Origin of the sequence: Peribacillus sedimenti, from assembly GCF_046237635.1 — a bacterium.
Lineage (GTDB): Bacteria > Bacillota > Bacilli > Bacillales > DSM-1321 > Peribacillus > Peribacillus sedimenti.
In genome coordinates this window covers 1,928,387-1,947,759 of sequence record NZ_CP143547.1, presented here as the reverse complement: position 1 = coordinate 1,947,759, position 19,373 = coordinate 1,928,387, and the positions used below count along the sequence as shown (strand labels likewise).

Here is a 19,373-nt window from a genome sequence, read left to right as displayed (position 1 = left end):
AGGGATGCTTGTCTGAAAAAGCTCTTATTTCAGTCTATGCACAGCATCCATAAACATGTCTCCTCTTACCTCGAAAGTTTTATACTGGTCCCAGCTTGCACAGGCCGGAGAGAGGAGAATGCAGTCGCCTTCTTCAGAGAGGGCGAACGCTTCTGGAACTGCCTTTTCCACATTATCGACACGTTTTATTTGAGTTATTCCTGCTTCTTTTGCAACCCGTTCAATTTTTTCTGCAGTCTGGCCAAAGGATATAAGTGCTTTGACCTTTTTCAGGAATGGTTTCAGTTCATCGAATTCATTCCCTCGGTCCAGTCCGCCTGCAAGAAGGATCACTGGTTCGTTAAAAGAAGACAGGGCTTTCGATGCGGCCAGGATATTGGTCGCTTTAGAATCATTAAAAAATCTTCGGTTTTCAATTGTGGCCACATATTGCAGGCGATGCTTGACACCATGGAAGGTTGCCAGAACCGATCGGATAGCTTGATTTGATACACCTTTTAACTTAGCCGCTGACACGGCAGCAAGTATGTTTTCAAGATTATGCTGGCCTGGCAGCGCTATATCCACTGTCGCCACAATTGGCTCACCGCGGAACATAACCTGTCCATCCTCGACGCAGGCACCACTTTCATGCTTATTCAACGAAGAAAACGGCACTAGCTCGGCTCGGCTTTGGCGAGCCATATCCGCTACTTCCTCCTGGTCTGCATTGTAAATGAAATACTGGCCTTCCGTCTGGTTTTTGGTGATGTTTGCCTTGGCCCATTTATATTCATCCCTTGAACTATGATAATCGAGATGGGCATCAAACAGATTCGTCATCACGGCGATTTCCGGTGTGAACTCATCTATTCCCATGAGCTGGAACGAAGATAGCTCAATCACGATCGTATTATCGCCAGTTGCCTCCTCGGCCACGCCGGATGCCACCGTTCCAATGTTCCCGGCAATCAAAGGAAGCTTGCCGCCTTCCTTTAGCATCTCATAGATTAAGGTAGTCGTTGTAGTTTTCCCGTTCGTTCCAGTGATCGCAACAAATGGAGCTTCGCTTATTTGGTACGCCAGCTCCACTTCAGTTATAACAGGTATGCCCTTCTCCATTGCTCCCTGTACCATTGGGTTTCGGTAAGGAATACCTGGATTTTTGACGATCAGCTCAAAACCTTCATCAAGCAGGTCGATTGGATGGCTTCCGCAAATGACTTTTATCCCTTGCTCCAGCAAACCTTGTGCCGCCGGATTTTCAGACAGTGGCTTCATATCGTTCACTGTTACAAAGGCCCCTAGTTTATGTAGAAGGGAAGCTGCGGTAACGCCGCTTTTAGCCAGCCCTAGAACCAATATTTTTTTATTTGTGTATTTTGTTGTCTGCTTCAATTATAACCACACCTCTAAATAGATTCCGAGTATTGCGCTAAGAAGGCCTACAGACCAAAAAGTCACCACGACTCTCCATTCTGACCAGCCGACAAGCTCATAATGATGATGCAAGGGACTCATCTTAAAAATTCGCTTCCCTGTCGTTTTAAAGGAGGCCACTTGAAGGATGACGGATAAGGTTTCAATGACAAACACAAGACCGATGATCACCAGAAGCAATTCCAGCTTGGTTAAAAGAGCCACCGTCGCCAAGGCTCCACCGAGAGCAAGTGAGCCTGTATCCCCCATGAAAACTTTTGCCGGATGTGCATTGAACACCAGGAAGCCTAATACTGCGCCGACAACCGCAACTGAGAAAATAGCAACATCGAACTGGTCCTGATTCCAGGCAAGCACTCCATAAGCCCCGAATGCGATTGCTGCAGTTCCTGACACCAGTCCGTCGAGTCCATCTGTCAAGTTAACGGCATTTGAAAAGCCTACCAGCCAGAAAATGATGATAAATATATAAAACCAGCCTACATTAAAAGTAATATCCGTGCCCGGGATTGAGATATCCGGAACAAAATTGTCCGTGCTCTTATAAACAAAATAGAAGATGACAGAAATGACAATCTGTCCCAGCAGCTTTTGGCGTGATGTAAGCCCGAGGTTCCGTTTCATGACGACTTTGATAAAATCGTCCAGGAAGCCAAGGATACCAAAGCCTACCGTTACCAGCATCAAAAGCAGGATTTCCTTGGAAGGGCTGGAAATCTTGTAGATCATGACCAAAGTAGTGACGACAATCGACAGTATAATCATGACTCCGCCCATTGTCGGCGTACCTGTTTTCTTTTGATGGGATTTAGGCCCTTCTTCACGGATACTTTGTCCAAATTTCAGCCTTCTTAAAAAAGGGATAAAAATTGGAGAAAGAAGTACAGTTATTAAAAAGCCCATTAAAATAGTATAGAGAATCATTTGTTGTTCCATAGCCTACTCCTTGTCCTGACACTAGTGAAATGCATGCAGAAGCATTTTTTCATCACTTTCATGATATGTTACCGATGTTTGTTTCAGAATGCAATTTTCACCTTATTTCATATAATTGCTTACGCTTGTTTTTTTAAATAACTATAAAGATAGTTTATTGGCGATGGCCTCTTTTGCAGCAAGGCGGTCATCGAAATCAAGAACATTGTCACCGACAATCTGATATGTCTCATGTCCTTTGCCCGCTATCAAGACCACATCCCCCGCCTCTGCCTGTGACACTGCAAATTCAATGGCTTCTTTCCTGTCCTGGATCACTTTGTATTCTTTGTGCGTGACACCCCGTTCCATATCCTTCAGAATTTCCGCAGGGTCTTCAGATCTAGGATTATCGGAAGTGAAGATAGGATTCGTAGCGAATTCGCACGCAATCTTCGCCATAATCGGCCTCTTGGTTTTATCCCGGTCACCCCCGCAGCCGACCACGACATAAACCTTCTTTCTGGCAAACTCCCCAATGGTCTTCAAGACGTTTTCCAGGCTGTCCGGCGTATGGGCATAATCGACGATGACGGAGAAGTCCTGGCCTGCATTTACAAGCTCGAACCGGCCTGAAACTCCTTCCACCGCTTCGATGGAAGATAGGATGTTCTCCAGTTCAAGGCCACTGCAAAGAGCAGCGGATATGGCTGCCAGAACGTTATACACGCTGAACTTTCCGACAAGATTTAAAGTAACCTTCCGAGAAAATGCAGTGGACACAAGGGAAAATTCCGTACCTTTGGATGAAATGTGAATGTCCTTGGCCATAAGATCCGCTTCATTATCGATGCCATAGGTAATGACATGCGCAGCCGTCCATTTGATGTAGTCCTCTGAAGCTTCGTCATCTGCATTCAGCACAGCGAATTTAGGGCGATTTTCCACATATGCGTTCCCCAATTGCGAGAAAAACAGCGACTTTGCAACCTTATAGCGCTCCATCGTTCCGTGAAAATCAAGATGATCCTGAGTCAAATTTGTAAAAACGGCCACATCATAATCACATCCATGTACCCGTCCCTGCTCTAGCGCGTGCGAAGATACCTCCATGATCGCTGTGTCAACCTTGCTTTCTACCATTTCGTGAAAAGCCTTTTGTAGAGTGGCACTATCAGGAGTAGTATTTTTCGTTTCGTAGATTGTATCTCCTATTTTAGTATACATGGTCCCAATAAGTCCTGTTCTCTGATTGGCATCATGGAAGATTTTTTCCAGAAGATGGGATGTCGTCGTTTTACCGTTAGTTCCGGTAATCCCGATTAAGCGCAGTTTTTGGGTAGGATGGCCATAAAAGGCATCCGCAAGGACCGACATAGCCCGTTGTGTGTCCCTTACAATGATTACAGGCACATCAAGATTCAGGGGCTTTTCTGCAATAACGGCACTTGCCCCCTTCTGAACTGCGGCCTCGGCAAAATCATGGCCATCTACTGTATATCCTTTTATACAGATAAACAGGCTGCCTTTCTTCACCTTTCGATTATCATGCTCGATTGATGTAATTTCAGGATTATCGCTTCCGAAATCTTTGGATAATGTGTGCAGATAGGAAAGCAATGTTTGTAGCTTCATTTGTTCCATTCCTCTCAAGGCCTAACTTGAGGCATTTTTATTTAGCTCTTTATTACAGGAGAAGCACCCGGCAGGTCTAGAAAGCTTTCGGCCGCGCGCTTTATTCACCTATAGCGAGGGAGCGCATGGACGAGAGCCCAGGTGCTGCCATTCAACATACAAAATTAAAAATTGAAGCTTACTGGAAGTCATAGAGGTGCTGCTTTTCCCCAGTAAATAAAGCGGCTGATTTTCGCCAGCCGCTTTTGTGCCATGTATTATTTTATACTTATTCTTGCTTTTCGCCAAGGAAAATTCGTATAGTTGAGCCTTCTTTCACCTTTACTCCTGGTCCGGGAGCCTGCTTAATGACTATATCCCCAGTGCCTGCGACATCCAGCTTTAACTTGTCTAGCTGGGTTTGCAGGTCTTTTTTAGTCATCCCTACCAAATCAGGGACTTTAACCATCACGGGATCGGTATAGAGCTTTTTCTTCTTCTCTATTTGGTTTTCCCGAGGCTTTACATTCAGTGTTCGCAAGGAATCCTCCATAATCTTTCCCACGATTGGAGCGGAAACCACGCCCCCGAATTGGACAGTCCCCTTCGGATTGTCAACAGCGATATATACGACTATTTCAGGTTTATCAGCAGGTGCAAATCCGATAAAGGAAACGATATGATTATTTTCAAGATATCTTCCATTCTGGGCCTTTTGGGCTGTTCCTGTCTTCCCGCCTACCCGGTAGGATTCTACAAAGGCTCCGCCGCCGCTGCCCCTGGCAACCACCGATTCAAGGGCTTCGCGTACCTGTTTCGACGTCTCCTCTGAGATCACCTTCCTTTTGGGGTTTGGAGACTTTTTCATAACAACCTTTCCTGTTTCCGGATCTATCAATTCCTTCGCTATATAAGGAGTATAAAGGGTTCCTCCATTCACCGCTGCAGCAACTGCTGCCACCTGCTGGATCGGCGTTACTGATGGCCCCTGCCCAAACGCTGTTGTTGCCTGCTCAACAGGACCGACACGAGCCATATTAAACATGATGCCCGTTCCTTCTCCCTGAAGGTCTATGCCGGTTTTCTGCCCAAATCCAAAATTGCGAATATAGCTAAACAGCTTTTCTTTGCCAAGCCGGTTCCCTAGCTCTACAAAGCCAGGGTTGCATGAATTTTCAACTACCTCCAGAAAGGTTTGCGACCCGTGGCCTCCCCTCTTCCAGCAATGCAGTGTCGAACCTGCTACTTCAACATGGCCAGAATCGTAAAAATGCTCATTCTTCAAGTCTACCTTTTTTTCCTCGAGGGCCGCGGCCAATGTGATGATCTTAAATGTAGAACCTGGCTCATAGGAACTCCAAACTGGTAAGTTCCTATTATATATTTCGGGCGGCACATTCCTGAAGTTCGCTGGATCGAAGGATGGCCTGCTGGACATGGCAAGTATTTCACCATCATTGGGATTCATCGCTATGGCTATGATGCCGTCCGGATTATAGGTTGCCTCTGCAATATCAAGCTCACGCTCTATGATGGTCTGGATCCTGCTGTCGATCGTCAGATTCAAATCGAGCCCGTTTTGAGGGGGTTTGTATTCATCTGCCATATTTTTCATCCTTTTTCCCTTGGCATCAGAATAAAATTGGACAAAGCCTTTTTTTCCTTTTAGTTCTTTATCATACTGAAGCTCAATTCCCATAAGCCCTTGATTATCGATCCCGGTAAATCCAAGTACATGTGAAAGATATGCTCCAAACGGATAATGCCTAAGCGAATCCTCGGCAATATAAACCCCTTTTAATTCAAGGGCTCTTATTTGCTGTGCCTTTTCATTGGAAATTTTCCTTCCTTTTGACAGGCGGACATTCATTTCCTTCTTTGTTAGCTCCTTATATAGATCCTCTTTGGGCATCTCCAATATTCCTGCCATTTTTTCAGCTGCCTCCGCCGGGTTTTCAATCTGTCTTGGGATTACATATACGGTTGGCGCGGATTTATTTGTTGCAAGGGGGACCCCATTTCTGTCCTGAATCTCGCCTCGCTTTGGCTCGAAAGGAATATCCCTGCTCCAAGAATTTTTCGCAAGCCCGGTCAATTTATTGCCAAAATAAAATTGGACGATGCCAAGCCTGATATCAATCACAAAAAATATAAGTAACCCTGCAAGAAGAGCAACCGCCAGCCTTTTCCTTACAGTAACGTTAGATACACGCAAATAGACACCTCCATTTTAGGCATGTTCTACTATATGCTTGTACATCCGCTGCTAGAACATGGCTCTAGATGGAGGCGGCATCATGGAATGAATTGATGCATCTCATCTGGTACATAAATTTTTAATGCATTTAAAGCGGTTGTAGAGTAGCAAATGCAATCCCCCTTAGTCGGGCCCTCCCTGATATGTAAGAAAAAACATCGCAGTTTCACAGAAAAAGAAACGTCATGGGACTAAGATTTCGTTGGTATGCGGCTATTAAACTATATTCCTATCTGATTGTTAGTTATGTGTTCGCTTTCTATAATCACCTAGTTTAACGTTCCGAATCATGATCGCTACATGATCCGGTCCTGTCTTTCAATGACACTATATTCTACCTCCATTTAATCTTCCGCCTACACATTAATTCCAGGCTTTAGTTTTATCGTTATTTTATAAAGACTGCTATATAGTTTCACAAATTTATTGGTCAAGCCTGATAAAGGCCAAACCAAACAAGGCTCCGGTGGATCCCGGAGCCTCAGTAGTCTTTTTTGATAATGATATTGCTAAACGTCATTTCGAATTGTCATATTTCAATCGTGTACTTCTTCTTCTTTTTGTTTCAGCTCGTTTTGTTGCTTTGCAATCTCTGCAGGTTCGGTTAATTCAACTATGCAGTAATCACCAGGCTTTATTACTTTACCTGGTTTTAGATTTTGCTTTGTGACATATCCGCTGCCCGCAGTATTAAGGTCAAGGCCTGTCAGGGTAGCTGCCTTCATCACGTCTCTAAGGGACCAGCCAGACATATCTGGTGCTGTCATATCGCCGTCTGTTTTAATGATAACCCGCTCACCCGCAATCATTACACTGCCCGTTTTCGGGGACTGGTCAGCAACAGTGCTTCCTTTTCCAATCACAACTGACTTATAGCCAAGGTTTTTGAGCTCCTGTACGGCAGCCTGAACAGTTTCGCCTCTATAATCTGAAACCTGTTCAACTTCTTTCGTTTTTAAGTTGGTCGGCTTAATGTCTAAATATTGGAGGCTGCTTTTCATGACAGGGTTAAAGATTTCAGACAACGGATCCGCCCCCACTTCCGTAGCGGATAGCTTTGGCTGTTTTACCGCGACATATATGACCAGCTGCGGGTCATCCTTTGGCGCCATTCCCATAAAGGAATATAGATAATTGTTTTTGGCTCCCGGCAGATAGAAACCGCCTGGCCCTGCTATTTGCGCGGTCCCTGTTTTTCCGGCCACCTCATAGCCATCAATCTTATATTTTTTGCCCGTTCCATGCTCCGCCGTAATGACCGTTCCAAGATACTCGCGGACTTTTTTGGCGGTCTCTGCAGAAATCGGCTGCCCGGCCACCAGCGGTTTTGTTTCCTTGATCAGCTTGTGTGTATTCGCATCCCGTATTTCTCTTACCACATACGGACGCATCATTTTCCCATTATTCGCGACCGCAGAGACAGCTTGAATCTGCTGGATTGGTGTAATGGCACTCCCTTGGCCGAAAGAGGTAGAAACTTTATCCCGCTGATATTTATATTGGATTTTACCCACAACTTCATTAGGCAGGTCAATGCCTGTCTTCTTTTCAAAGCCAAAGCTGGTTAAATATTCTCTAAAACGGTCCGCTCCGATGCGGTTCATCGCAAGTGTCGCAAAGGCTACATTGGAAGACATCTGCACGCCTTCGAGAAATGTAACTGTCTTTCCAGGTTCGATTCCACTGTGATCCTTTACCGGCTTTGTGCCGACAACAGGATATGTCCCCGTCACATAGGTGGCATTAGGATCAAATTTCCCCTCCTGTACCGCCGCTGCCAGTGTAAAAATCTTCATTGTCGATCCCGGTTCAAAGCTTTCTTCCACAGCCAGGTTATGCCAGGTGTTCGTCAGGCCTTCCTTGGTTTGCGGATGGAATGTCGGCCGCTGTGCCATTGCAAGTATTTCACCGGTTTTTGGATTGGAGACAATGGCAATGATTTCTTCTGGATCATATTTTTCCTGTACCTTGCTGACAGAGTCCTCAAGGAAGGTCTGTATTTTTTTATCCAGGGAAAGCATTACATCGTTTCCATTTTTCTGTGGTTTGACTTTTTCTTTTGTATTTGGAAGCAATAGCCCCCAAGAATCACTATCGTATTTCAAAAGGCCGTCCGTCTCTTTTAAGTAGCTGTTCAAATATCTTTCCAGCCCAAGCTTGCCTACTGTCTGGCTTCCATCCTTTTCTACATAGCCAATCAAATGAGAGGCAAAGATTCCATTAGGATAGAACCTCTTTGTATCACGATCAAACTTTAGCCCAGGCAGCTTCAGTTCTTCAATCTTCTGTTTTACTTCGTGGGACAAATCCCTTCCCGCTGTTCCGAATTCCACCTGGAAAGCACCTTTTTTGGTCAGCCTTTTATAGATATCCTCTTCGTCCATATCCAGATACTTGGCCAACTTTTCGGCGGTCTTTTCCGGATCTACCACATGATTGGGTTTTTTGGGATTTGTTGTGACAGTTTTGGACAAAATCGCAACCAGCGAGTAGGAAGAGGTGTCTTCTGCAATGACCTCGCCCTTTCTATCAAGAATGCTGCCGCGGTTCGCTTCAAGGACCCGCTGTTTTTGATATTTATTGTCCAGTCTCGCAGCAAGCACCTCGCCGCCAGCTTTTCCTGATACCTGAATATAAAAGAAGCGGCCAATTAAGACAAAAAAGAGCAGGCCGAATATTAGAAATAATATCGCTGCTCCTGACTTCATATTTTTCTTCTTCTGCATTATTCCTGCACAACCTTAACGTTATTTTCATTGAGCATTAGTCCTAGTTCCGCAGCTTTTTTCCATATTCTCTCATATGTGCTAAGTTCACTGACTTGAACGCTAAGATCGTTGTTCACCTTTGTTTGGTTGTCAATAGACGCTTCGACCTTCTGGATTTCCTTGTTTGTTTCATAAATGGCCGATTGATTTGAAACAATCTTGATACTGAATGCTGTGACCATTAGCGCAATGACACACAATAATACGAGTTCCCCGAACGTAATCTTACCTTTTCGAACCATGACGGTAGTCTGGACGGTCTCCTGCTTGACAGCTTCCTGCTGTTCCTGTAAACGTTTGGCAATAGAGCTCACTGAAGTTCCCCCCTAAAATTCTTTTTATATTTTTATATTTTTTATATTTTTTCAGCTATCCTCAATTTTGCTGATCTAGAGCGATTATTCCCTTCCAATTCTTCTTCACTGGCAACAATCGGTTTTCTTGTAATTAGCTTTAAAGTAGGTTTAAATTCGTCTGGTATGACCGGAAGTCCTGGCGGCAGGTTCGGCAAGTCACTGTATTTTTTAAAAACCGTTTTGCACATTCTATCTTCTAAAGAATGGAACGTGATGACAGATATTCTTCCTTCTGGATTAAGCAATGAGATAGCCTGATGCAAGGAGTCCTCAAATACCCCAAGTTCATCGTTGACAGCAATTCTAATGGCCTGGAATACTCTCTTGGCGGGGTGTCCGCCTGTCCTTCTTGCAGGTGCGGGGATTCCTTCCTTGATCAGCTCCACTAATTCATAGGTGGTCTCTATTGGTTTCTTCTCCCTTGCAGCTTCAATCTTCCTGGCAATTTGCTTTGAAAACTTTTCTTCACCATATTGATAGAAAATCTTGGTTAATTCCTGGAAAGACCAGTTATTCACCACATCAAAGGCTGAAATGCCGGCATCTTGGTCCATTCTCATATCAAGGGGTGCATCGTGCTGATAGCTGAACCCTCTTTCCGGCGTGTCAAGCTGCGGGGACGAAACACCTAAATCATATAGGATTCCGTCTACCTTATGTATTCCGCGAATCTCCAATTCTTCCTTTATATGTTTGAAATTATTTTGGATTAGGGTGACACGGTTTCCGTATTTGCTTAATTTTTCTTCTGCATGGCGAATGGCTGTTACATCCTGGTCAAAGGCGTATAACCTTCCTTCCTCCGATAGCTTGGATAATAGATATTCACTATGTCCTGCCCCTCCAAGGGTGCAATCCACATATATGCCATCCGGCTTAATATTTAATCCATCAACAGTTTCTTTTAATAACACAGTCGTATGCTGAAACATGCAAACAAATCCTTCCAATCGTTTTGTGATGCCATACCTTTCGCATCCAATGCTTAAATATCAAAGCCAATCATATTTTCGGCAATTTCAGCGAAAGAATCTTCTGATGTTGAGAAATAGTCTTCCCAAAGGGACTTGCTCCAAATCTCTATTCGATTGGAAACTCCGAGAATAACACATTCTTTTTCCAATGCTGCGTAAGAGGTGAGAGGCGCAGGAATATTAATTCTCCCCTGCTTGTCCAATTCACATTCTGTAGCACCAGAAAAGAAAAATCGGGTAAATGCACGGGCATCTTTTTTGGTCAAAGGCAGAGCTTTCAATTTCTCTTCCAGCTGCCTCCACTCATCCATCGGGTATCCAAATAAACATTGATCAAGACCTCGTGTCAATACGAATTCGTCTCCAAGGCTGTCCCGGAATTTTGCGGGTACGATAATTCGGCCTTTACTATCAATGTTATGATGGAATTCACCCATGAACATGCCACTACCCCACTTTCTATTTCAAATGTACCACAATCCCCCACTTTTCACCACAAAATTTTTGTTTTGTTATATAAATGATATGGCAATGATAAATTTATTTAATAAGCATTGGCAACGCCTGATACTTATAGGTTTTGTACCGCTGAAGGGCACTTGGTTCAACCTGCTTGCATATGGGTCCTTTGGCCAATAAAGCGCAACATGTGGAAGGTCAGCTAAGGGCGCCACGTCCTGTGGCAACGCTGACTGACCTCACTTCCTGTGAGGCCTGGCAAAGCTGACTGACCCCACTTCGTGCGGGGCCTGGCAACGCTGACTGACCCCACTTAGTGTGAGGCCTGGCAACGCTGACTGACCCCACTTAGTGTGAGGCCTGGCAAGGTTGGCTGACCTAAAGCGTTTGGGGCCTAGGGACGTCGGCACTTTTTCATCGTGCACGTTAATTAATAGACATCAGTCTAGTGAAGAAATTATACATACTTATCCAATAAAAAAGACATGGGAATCGTTCCCATGCCTGACTACATTCTTCCTATATATATATTACCTTATGCTTGTTGTTAAATTCATAATCGAGCTGCATTAGATCTGCAATGAAATCCGGGCCGTACTTGTTCAGGTAATAAAAGACAGTCCAAATTCGTTCCTGCGGGGAGCCAAGTGGGTGCAATGATGTTTCAATCCGATTATATTTCTCAAGTACAATGGAATGCCTTTCCCGGGTGCTCTTGATGAATCGTGAATGGGCAAAATCCAGCTGCCCCAGCAATATTTTTCTGTTCTTTTCAAGCAACGGCTGCAATCCCTTATCGAATTCTCCAGCCTTAGAAGAGAATTTCAGGTGATTTTCTTCAAGGTTGGCCCGTGTTTGCGCAAAAAGGCTTTCCACTGTGTCATCCTTTACTTCCTCCAAGTATCTCTTCTCCGCTTCAGCTGTTCCGGCAGTCAAAACCTCAATGAGTCCGACTCCTGTTTCTTCTATATCGGTCGCAATCCCTCTTTCCAGGATGGAAATGTTCAATCTGGGGATGATCGGAGGCATTTTGATATCAAAAAGCTCAAACGCTCGCTTTAATTCCGCCCAGTATGCGATTTCTCCAGGCCCTGAAATAAAGGCCAGGACAGGAAAAAGCATTTCCTGCATGATTGGGCGCGTCACCACATTATTGCTCAGCCTTTCAGGAGACCGGTCGGCAATGGCAAGCAATTCCGATTTTGAAAACGCAGGTATGCCGTCTTTTCCTTTGAAATTGGATGCAGATTGCTGCAGAAGAATCCGCTCATTTTTCTCGGGATCACAATAGAATATATTGGCTGCATCACTTTCCATTTCAATGATCCTTTTATAGCCTTTCTCCCTCATGAAGGCCTGCTGTTCCAGAACGGCTTCCGTTATAGGGCCGGCTTGATCGATCAGCTTTAAAAAGTAGCCGGATTCGATTTTCCGAAGTTTTGGATCTGCCGCATCAAGCAGCAATAATCCGTATTCGGCGAACCAATCATTTATGAGGGATGCAAAAAAGTCAACAAAAGATCCTCCCTTTCTCAGGAAGGATTTGGACTTATCCAGCAGCTCCTGGGTGAAATCCGTCTCACCGTAGGTTTCCATGATCTCCTCTATCCATTTTACTGCCGATTCAGGGTCTAAAGCCAGGTCGCTTACCATCGTTTTAAATGGATGGTATAAGGGGAACGCCACCTTTTCAGGCTTTTCCCCTTTCAACGCATAAACATGGTTCACCTCAGCTAAATCGTGGTCCTCACCAGCTATCCAGAAAACAGGGATAACTTTTTTGTTCAGTGCCTTTTCCTGTTGTTTAGCCAATTTTATGATTGAAATTACCTTGTGTATGGTATATAAAGGCCCGGAAAGCAACCCTGCCTGCTGTCCGCCTATCACAACTACAGAGTCTTCCTTCTGAAGGTCTTTTATATTCGTTAATACTTTATCACTAAGAGTAAACTTAGCCATGTAACCATATATGTAATCTGCCAATTCAGCACGCATAAAAGAACGAGTCATTAAATCGCTGTATCTCTTCTGAAAAAGGTCAGGATCTGACAAGCTATAATGAAAATAATCCTCCGCTTCAAGGTTCCCCTGAGAATAATCTGAAGCGAACTGATTTAAAGATGGTATCTCGAGATCTTTAATCTCCATTTATGTACTCCCTTTCTCAGCTATTTCAATCTGAGTATATCATTGTGTGTGAAGAAAACAAAAAATGTTGCCCGGCGGAGGTTAAAGTACCTTTTAACATGAGCGCGGCTATCAAATCAGACTGTCAAAACATTGGTGAGCCTCCATACCATCCCAATAAAGAGAAGTACAAAATATGCGCAAAGGAAGAAAGCAAAATTTAGTCTCCAAAAGCCTTTTAAAACACGCCGAATGTCTATTTCCTGCTTTATTTTGTAATGAACAATGACAACGGTTGCGGCAATAGCGATCATAACCAGCAGGATTACCCATATCAGAAAATGACCCCAAATGGCGTGAATTAAATAATATACGGACAAGATAAAAAAAATTGTGCTAATATCCATCGAAAGACGTACAGACCGTCTATGATTCTTAGTCAGCACTTTCGCCGCTATAAATAATAGGATATAGGCTGCTATCGGCACTGTAATGAATGTTGCAGCAACGCCTGAAAAAATGGTACCCACTTTTCAATCCTCCCCCCGTTTTTCCCGGCCCTTCACCATCGTATATAATGTATGTGTCAGCTGATGCGGTTTCCCTTCTGTTCGTGCTGCTGAGAGAATGTATCCCAATATTGAATCTATTTCTGTTTGTTTGCCGCGTTCAAGATCCTTAAGCATGGAAGATTGATTGTTTGAGGTTGCCCTGCACACATGTTCTATATGCTCTTGATATAGAGAAGCTGGTTCAAGCTCAAGAATAATAGCGATTTCATTAAATAGCCTCTGAAAAAGCTCATGAAAATAAGGGTTGCTCAGCAGATCTCCGTTCTTCACACCCAATATTGCTGTCAATGGATTGATTACTGCATTGACAACAAGCTTTTCTATCAGCATTTTATGATAATCCTCCAGGAATGAAAAAGGAAACTCCTCGCTGTGTTCCATAAGAAAATCAAGTTTATCGATGGATCCCCTGTATGCAGCAATCTTGGTTAGTCCGGTTCCTGTATGTTCCACTGTATGAAGATCATGTCGTCTGGCACCGTGCTCCACCACTCCTAAATAGATATATTCATTATGGAGCCTGCTGACCCGTTCTACATGCGCAAACCCGTTTTGCACAAATAATAAGGGAGATTTATTTGTTTGAATGTATGAAAGAGCGCTGCCCAGATCGTATTGTTTAACAGCCACAATCAATAAATCTTCTTCTTCAATTCTTTCCTGAATATGTACAGCCTTTACATTCTTTTTTTTCTTATGATGCCCGCGCAAAATTTGCAGGCCCTTCCCATTTATAGCTGATGCCTGTTCTTTCGTTCGTGTATATAATGTAACTTCATGCCTATCACTCAAAAAACCGGCAAAAAGCATACCTACTGCCCCGCCGCCAATGATTCCAATATTCATAGCTACCTCTTCTATGTCTGTAATTACTTTATTCTAACAAAGATTTTCATACGTTTAAATAATACTTCATGTAAAATATTGTTTAATTCATTTGATATAAGCGCTGACGGAGCGCTTGAACTCATATAAACTTCCAAAAAATATGTTGTTTTAAAAGAGTTTTCCATCAGAATTTGCTGATGAATTATTATATAATGAAAAGTGAGAATACTCACTTTTCAAGAACAGTTATACTGCTGTAAAGGAGGATTAACCATGGAATACAAAGTGGAAAGATTGCTTGTTAATTATCAAACTTTGGAGGAGTTCAAAAAATTCAGGGAATACGGCCTCCAGGAACTATCCATGCTGGAAGACCTGCAAGCAAACATCATTGAAAATGACAGCGAATCTCCGTTCTACGGGATTTATTTCGGGGATAAGCTTGTAGCAAGAATGAGCCTGTACGAAAGAAAAGCAAAGTTTGACCGTTATTTCGAACCCCGCCAGGACTTCCTGGAGCTTTGGAAATTAGAGGTTCTCCCAGACCATCAGAAAAAGGGATATGGCAGGGCCCTGGTGGATTTTGCAAAAAGTTTTGGTCTTCCTATAAAAACTAATCCGCGCGTCCAATCCCACGCTTTCTGGTACAAGATGGGCTTCAAGGCAGTAGAATATAATATGGAACGTGACCTTGGGGAAAACCCTTTAATATGGAACCCTAAAGATCCAAAGGTAAACCTTCCGAACATCCATACCTCATGAATACACTGAAACCTCATTGTTGAATAAAAGACTCACCCGTTTCTTGAGGGCTTGAACTTACAATATCGAAAAGCACCTCACGAAAGGGAGGACTCATTTCAAGCTTTTTTATCTATAATAACAACAAGCATTTAAAAGCACCTATAAACAATGAAGGGGGTGCACGCTTGGGTGCACACCCTTCTTTCACTTTTTCACTCTTTCCAGATTACCGTTCTTATCCATTTGAAACTTGACCTTATGATTCTTGGAGTCTTCCTCGTGAACTACTAGCTTACGTGCCCGGTCCATGATTTGCAAGAGGCCATGATAGTCACTTTCTACATTCTGCAATGATTCCTTTAGACGGGAGTTTTCTTCGAGGAGCCTTGCATTTTCTCTTTTAATGATTTCATAATCAATTAAAAGCTTATCCCTCTCTCTGCCAAACATTCTGGATAATTCATCAAGGTTTTTTAAGTATTGTATGACCTCTTCCATGGTCACAGATGAAACTTGAGCGGCAGCAGCTTGATCGTCTTTAAGGTTTTCACCTTCATCTGCCGCGGTTTCCTCTATGTTTAAATCGGAGTCTTCTATATAGTATGATTCTGCAGGCTCAAAATCGAATTCTTCGCCTGAGGCCTTCTTATTTTCTTTTCTTTGTTTTTTCGCCAGTTCAATTCCTGATTTATATTGCTTCCTGACAAAAGAATTCCATCTAAATCCGCACGCTGCTGGAGTTCTGGTAAGCCTTCTGCCTACTTCTTCAAAAGCCCTTAGCTGTGTGCTGCCTTCACGAATATGACGCAAAACCAATTCAGCCAATAGCAAATCCTCATCCTGGGTCCATGCATCCTGTCTGGCAATTGACATATTTATACCTCCAAGCAAGTTTTAATTCATAATATGCACTTGCTAGAAAAGATAGACTGGGAAGCTAGACCTTTGAACAAATAATTTTTCCTAACGCCATCGCCGCATTTCATAGGACAAATAGAGAGACATGGGATGCTATAGGTGGAAGAAATCATTTCCCTGCTTTCTGGATGAAGCGCTGGACCGCTTGCTCATGTGAATCCGTTGCCCATAGGCGTGCACACTCCCTGATTTCCTTGTTTATTCTTTCCTGAAGATTATTATTCACCCATTTTCGTACCGCTGCCGATTTGTATGCAGAAAGAACTTGCGCTTCCTTATCCAAAAATGATTGGATAAACTGATTCAAACCTTCCGGGAACGAATCTATGATCGCGTCAACAAACCCTGCCGACTTGGCTTCTTCGGCCGTCATTTTTTGCGCTGAAAGGAGCAACCTCATTGCTGTCTGGTATGGCATTTTCTCCAGAAGGATGGATGCTCCTCCCCAGCCGGTCGTGATCCCGAGATTGCCCTGGATGAAACCGATCTTTGCCTGGCTGTAAGCGAGCCTGAAATCACATGCAGCCGCAATTTCACATCCCCCGCCTATTGCAGTTCCGTTTAGCACCGCAACTGTAGGTTTAGGAAAAGTAGCCAATTGGTAGACAACCATTCCCATCTTCGAAAGCATCCCATATGCTTCCTGCTCTGTTTTTAGATTCTGAAACTCCTTCAAATCCCCTCCTGAACAAAATGCATGATTCCCTGCCCCTGTAATCGCAAGGGCCTTGACCCTATCATCAGCTGCTGCTTTCTCAAGCAATTCTTTCAGCCGGTCCATCGTGTCATAATTGATGGCATTTCTTCTATCAGGCCGGTTGAGTGTGATCAACAAACAGCCCTCTTTATTTTCTGACTTTACGATTTCTTCCAAAATCTCACCTTCTCTTTCCATAAGACCCACACCAGAATCTAAGCAGTGAAAAAGCCCAATACTGCCATATGTATGTTAAATAATCTCTTGGTCACCCCAGGCTGCATGCCAATTTCCCAGTAATTACTTTACGTAATAGACTCCTTTCACCTTTCTACAAACGGTTATTTCCTGTTAAACTTGCACCATTCAGACAGATTCATATTCAAAAATTCTGCAAAAAGCGAGCTTTTCCTCCCCTCAAATGAAAAAAAGCACAGGGACCCGCAGTCCCTGTGCTTTTCTAAGTATAAAAGAAATTACTTGCTTACAACTTCTTTTCCTTTGTATGTTCCACATTCTTTACATACACGGTGTGCCAATTTCATTTCACCGCAGTTTGGGCATGCTACCATACCTGGTACTTGAAGTTTGAAGTGTGTACGACGCTTTCTTTTTGCAGTTTTGGACGTTCTTCTAAAAGGTACAGCCATTATTCCCACCTCCTTAAAAATAAGTCAGAAGCTGTGAGCTTCCATTTCTGATTACGATTCCTTATTGTCATCAAAAAAGTTCGCAAGCTTTGCCAATCTCGGATCAACCTTACGCTTGTTTTCTTCCTCTGTAACAACCGCCCAGTCTTTCCCCGATTGAGGAGCCGCCTCATCAGTGCTAACATCCTCACAAAAAACCTGCATTGGAATTTCAAGCAATAAATTTTCCTGTATTACCGGTATAAGATCCACAACATCCCCTTTAACTACTGTTACATCATCATCTTCCTGGTCGAATTGATCCGCTTTAAGTAGAAAGGTTTCAGTCGTGTCAATATCAATCGGATATTTTACATCTACCAGTGTCCGGGAACAAGGCAGAATGAAATGTCCCGCAAGATGTAAATGGAAGGTCACCTTTGCAGCACTGATATCAGCACGGCCGGTCACATTTATGGGAGAAACATCACGAATTTGCTTGTCTCTCTCTTTAATTCCCGAAACATCAACGGTTTCATCAATCTGTAAATCTCTATCCCGAAATTTTTGAAGTTGACTAATTGTCCATTTCAAATGAATCACCTCAAGGCAACAAAGGTAATTATAGCTTTCAATCTACCGTTTGTCAATATTTTTTCTTTACACTATAATGTAGTCATTATAACCTATTTCATACTTGGCAATCCGCCGTGTCATGAAGGCTATTTCCAAGTGGCCAGTCACGATTTTAGACGGGCTCGAAACCGGGATAAATTTTATTTTAGCATGTACAGAAAAAAATACAAAGAATTTGACAGGAGGGCAGACAATGAAGGCTGTCGGAGTAATAGTTGAATACAATCCATTTCATAACGGCCACGCGCACCACCTGCAGGAGAGCCGGAAAGCTGCCGAGGCAGATATAGTCATCGCTGTGATCAGCGGTCCATTCCTGCAGCGCGGAGAACCTGCCCTAGTGAGTAAATGGGCACGAACTGCTATGGCACTCCAAGCTGGCGCGGACCTCGTTATTGAGCTGCCGTATGCATTTGCAACCCAGAAGGCAGAAATATTCGCCAGGGGAGCGGTATCCATATTGGAAGAACTCCGATGTGAGTCCTTCTGCTTTGGCAGTGAAAATGGAAGGATCGAACCTTTTATCAGGACATACGCATACATGCAGACGCATAAAGTAGAATACAACTACGCCATCCAGACTTACATGAATGAAGGGAACAGCTATCCAAAAGCTGCCTCATTGGCATTCCAGTCCATTTCCAGCGGGCTTGATGTCCTGGATTTGTCAAAGCCTAACAATATCTTGGGGATGGAATATGTACATACTGCATTATCGAATCATTTTTCGATTACACCCCTAACGATTAAGCGGATACAGGCGGGGTACCATGAGACCGAATTAAAAGCAGGTTCAATCGCCAGTGCTACAGGCATAAGAAAGGCTCTGCAGGAACAGGGAGAAAACCTGTCTACAGTTTCAGGATTCCTGCCTGAGTCAACCAGCAAGGAACTGGCTGCCTACAAACGGGAGAATGGCTCCCTTCATTGGTGGGAAATGTACTGGCCATATCTCAAATTTATACTGCTATCTGCAAGTGCCGAGCAGCTGGAGCAAATTTACGATATTGAAGAAGGCATCCATCACCGGATGAAGGAGGCAGCCATAAAATCTGCAGCCTTCCAGGACTACATGCTTTCATTAAAAACGAAACGATACACTTGGACAAGGCTCCAAAGAATGTGTGTCCATATCTTGACCAATTCCACCGGCAATGAATTGCAGCCGCTCCAGGACCGCCCTTCCTATTTACGGCTTCTCGGAATGACGCAAAACGGGAGAACGTACTTGAATGATTTGAAAAAAAAATTGACACTGCCTCTTGTATCCAGATTGGCGTCCTTCCAATCTCCATCCATACAGCCTGACATCCGCGCTTCACAAGTGTATGCAATGGGATTGAAGGAACCTTTTCGGACTACATTAATGAAACGGGAATATGAACCACCCATCATTATGACTTGAAGGAAGTTTTCGGCACAGATTAAATAATGGAAAGCCGGCATTCAAATGAGATGCC

At 43.6% G+C, this 19,373-nt stretch carries 17 protein-coding genes; 2 read left to right on the top strand and 15 right to left on the bottom strand.

All coding sequences use genetic code 11. The annotated features are described in order from the left end of the window. Positions 1 to 24 precede the first annotated feature (24 nt). The 11 genes from murD to V1500_RS09530 form a co-directional block, all read right to left on the bottom strand. On the bottom strand, positions 25 to 1,377 hold the full coding sequence (gene murD / locus V1500_RS09580) for a UDP-N-acetylmuramoyl-L-alanine--D-glutamate ligase (RefSeq protein WP_409305331.1): 1,353 nt from the start codon (positions 1,375 to 1,377) through the stop codon (positions 25 to 27). Next, a complete protein-coding gene (gene mraY / locus V1500_RS09575; protein ID WP_409305330.1) occupies positions 1,378 to 2,355 on the bottom strand; it encodes a phospho-N-acetylmuramoyl-pentapeptide-transferase in 978 nt (325 codons plus the stop codon). 141 nt (positions 2,356 to 2,496) lie between these two features. Further along, entirely contained in the window at positions 2,497 to 3,969 is a 1,473-nt protein-coding gene (locus V1500_RS09570; RefSeq protein WP_409305329.1) for a UDP-N-acetylmuramoyl-L-alanyl-D-glutamate--2,6-diaminopimelate ligase, read from the bottom strand. A 268-nt stretch (positions 3,970 to 4,237) separates the two neighbouring features. After that, positions 4,238 to 6,163 (bottom strand): stage V sporulation protein D, encoded by a 1,926-nt coding sequence (locus tag V1500_RS09565; RefSeq protein ID WP_409305328.1) that lies wholly within the window; start codon positions 6,161 to 6,163, stop codon positions 4,238 to 4,240. 578 nt (positions 6,164 to 6,741) lie between these two features. Continuing rightward, complete coding sequence (locus V1500_RS09560; RefSeq protein WP_409305327.1) at positions 6,742 to 8,931, bottom strand: penicillin-binding protein; 2,190 nt, start codon at positions 8,929 to 8,931, stop codon at positions 6,742 to 6,744. Then, positions 8,931 to 9,287, bottom strand: coding sequence for a cell division protein FtsL (gene ftsL, locus V1500_RS09555; protein ID WP_409305326.1), 357 nt, complete (start codon positions 9,285 to 9,287; stop codon positions 8,931 to 8,933). Before ftsL ends, V1500_RS09560 begins: the two co-directional genes overlap by 1 nt. A 41-nt stretch (positions 9,288 to 9,328) precedes the next feature. Next, positions 9,329 to 10,261: a 16S rRNA (cytosine(1402)-N(4))-methyltransferase RsmH gene (gene rsmH / locus V1500_RS09550; RefSeq protein ID WP_409305325.1), complete on the bottom strand. Its 933-nt coding sequence runs from the start codon at positions 10,259 to 10,261 to the stop codon at positions 9,329 to 9,331. Between the two features lie 53 nt (positions 10,262 to 10,314). Beyond that, positions 10,315 to 10,746 carry a division/cell wall cluster transcriptional repressor MraZ gene (mraZ, locus tag V1500_RS09545; protein ID WP_409305324.1) on the bottom strand — a complete coding sequence of 144 codons (432 nt, stop codon included), beginning with the start codon at positions 10,744 to 10,746 and terminating at the stop codon, positions 10,315 to 10,317. Between the two features lie 535 nt (positions 10,747 to 11,281). Then, complete coding sequence (bshC, locus tag V1500_RS09540) at positions 11,282 to 12,910, bottom strand: bacillithiol biosynthesis cysteine-adding enzyme BshC (protein WP_409305323.1); 1,629 nt, start codon at positions 12,908 to 12,910, stop codon at positions 11,282 to 11,284. 116 nt (positions 12,911 to 13,026) lie between these two features. Further along, positions 13,027 to 13,419, bottom strand: a complete 393-nt coding sequence (locus V1500_RS09535) for a DUF3397 domain-containing protein (RefSeq protein WP_409305322.1) — start codon at positions 13,417 to 13,419, stop codon at positions 13,027 to 13,029. A gap of 3 nt (positions 13,420 to 13,422) precedes the next feature. Beyond that, a complete protein-coding gene (locus tag V1500_RS09530) occupies positions 13,423 to 14,307 on the bottom strand; it encodes a 2-dehydropantoate 2-reductase (protein WP_409305321.1) in 885 nt (294 codons plus the stop codon). 255 nt (positions 14,308 to 14,562) lie between these two features. On the opposite strand from V1500_RS09530, the gene V1500_RS09525 reads away from it, so the two are divergent. Continuing rightward, positions 14,563 to 15,051, top strand: a complete 489-nt coding sequence (locus tag V1500_RS09525; RefSeq protein WP_409305320.1) for an N-acetyltransferase — start codon at positions 14,563 to 14,565, stop codon at positions 15,049 to 15,051. 186 nt (positions 15,052 to 15,237) lie between these two features. Here the strand turns inward: V1500_RS09525 and V1500_RS09520 are convergent, their stop codons facing one another. The 4 genes from V1500_RS09520 to V1500_RS09505 all read right to left on the bottom strand — a co-directional run bounded on the left by V1500_RS09520 (position 15,238) and on the right by V1500_RS09505 (position 17,871). Then, positions 15,238 to 15,906 (bottom strand): RsfA family transcriptional regulator, encoded by a 669-nt coding sequence (locus V1500_RS09520; RefSeq protein ID WP_409305319.1) that lies wholly within the window; start codon positions 15,904 to 15,906, stop codon positions 15,238 to 15,240. Between the two features lie 154 nt (positions 15,907 to 16,060). Next, positions 16,061 to 16,846 carry an enoyl-CoA hydratase/isomerase family protein gene (locus V1500_RS09515; protein ID WP_409305318.1) on the bottom strand — a complete coding sequence of 262 codons (786 nt, stop codon included), beginning with the start codon at positions 16,844 to 16,846 and terminating at the stop codon, positions 16,061 to 16,063. Positions 16,847 to 17,124: 278 nt separating this feature from the next. Then, complete coding sequence (rpmF, locus tag V1500_RS09510; protein ID WP_409305317.1) at positions 17,125 to 17,298, bottom strand: 50S ribosomal protein L32; 174 nt, start codon at positions 17,296 to 17,298, stop codon at positions 17,125 to 17,127. Between the two features lie 51 nt (positions 17,299 to 17,349). Continuing rightward, on the bottom strand, positions 17,350 to 17,871 hold the full coding sequence (locus V1500_RS09505; RefSeq protein WP_409305316.1) for a YceD family protein: 522 nt from the start codon (positions 17,869 to 17,871) through the stop codon (positions 17,350 to 17,352). Positions 17,872 to 18,106: 235 nt separating this feature from the next. Here V1500_RS09505 and V1500_RS09500 point away from each other — a divergent pair, with 235 nt between their 5' ends. Further along, positions 18,107 to 19,318: a nucleotidyltransferase gene (locus tag V1500_RS09500; protein WP_409305315.1), complete on the top strand. Its 1,212-nt coding sequence runs from the start codon at positions 18,107 to 18,109 to the stop codon at positions 19,316 to 19,318. Positions 19,319 to 19,373 lie beyond the last annotated feature (55 nt).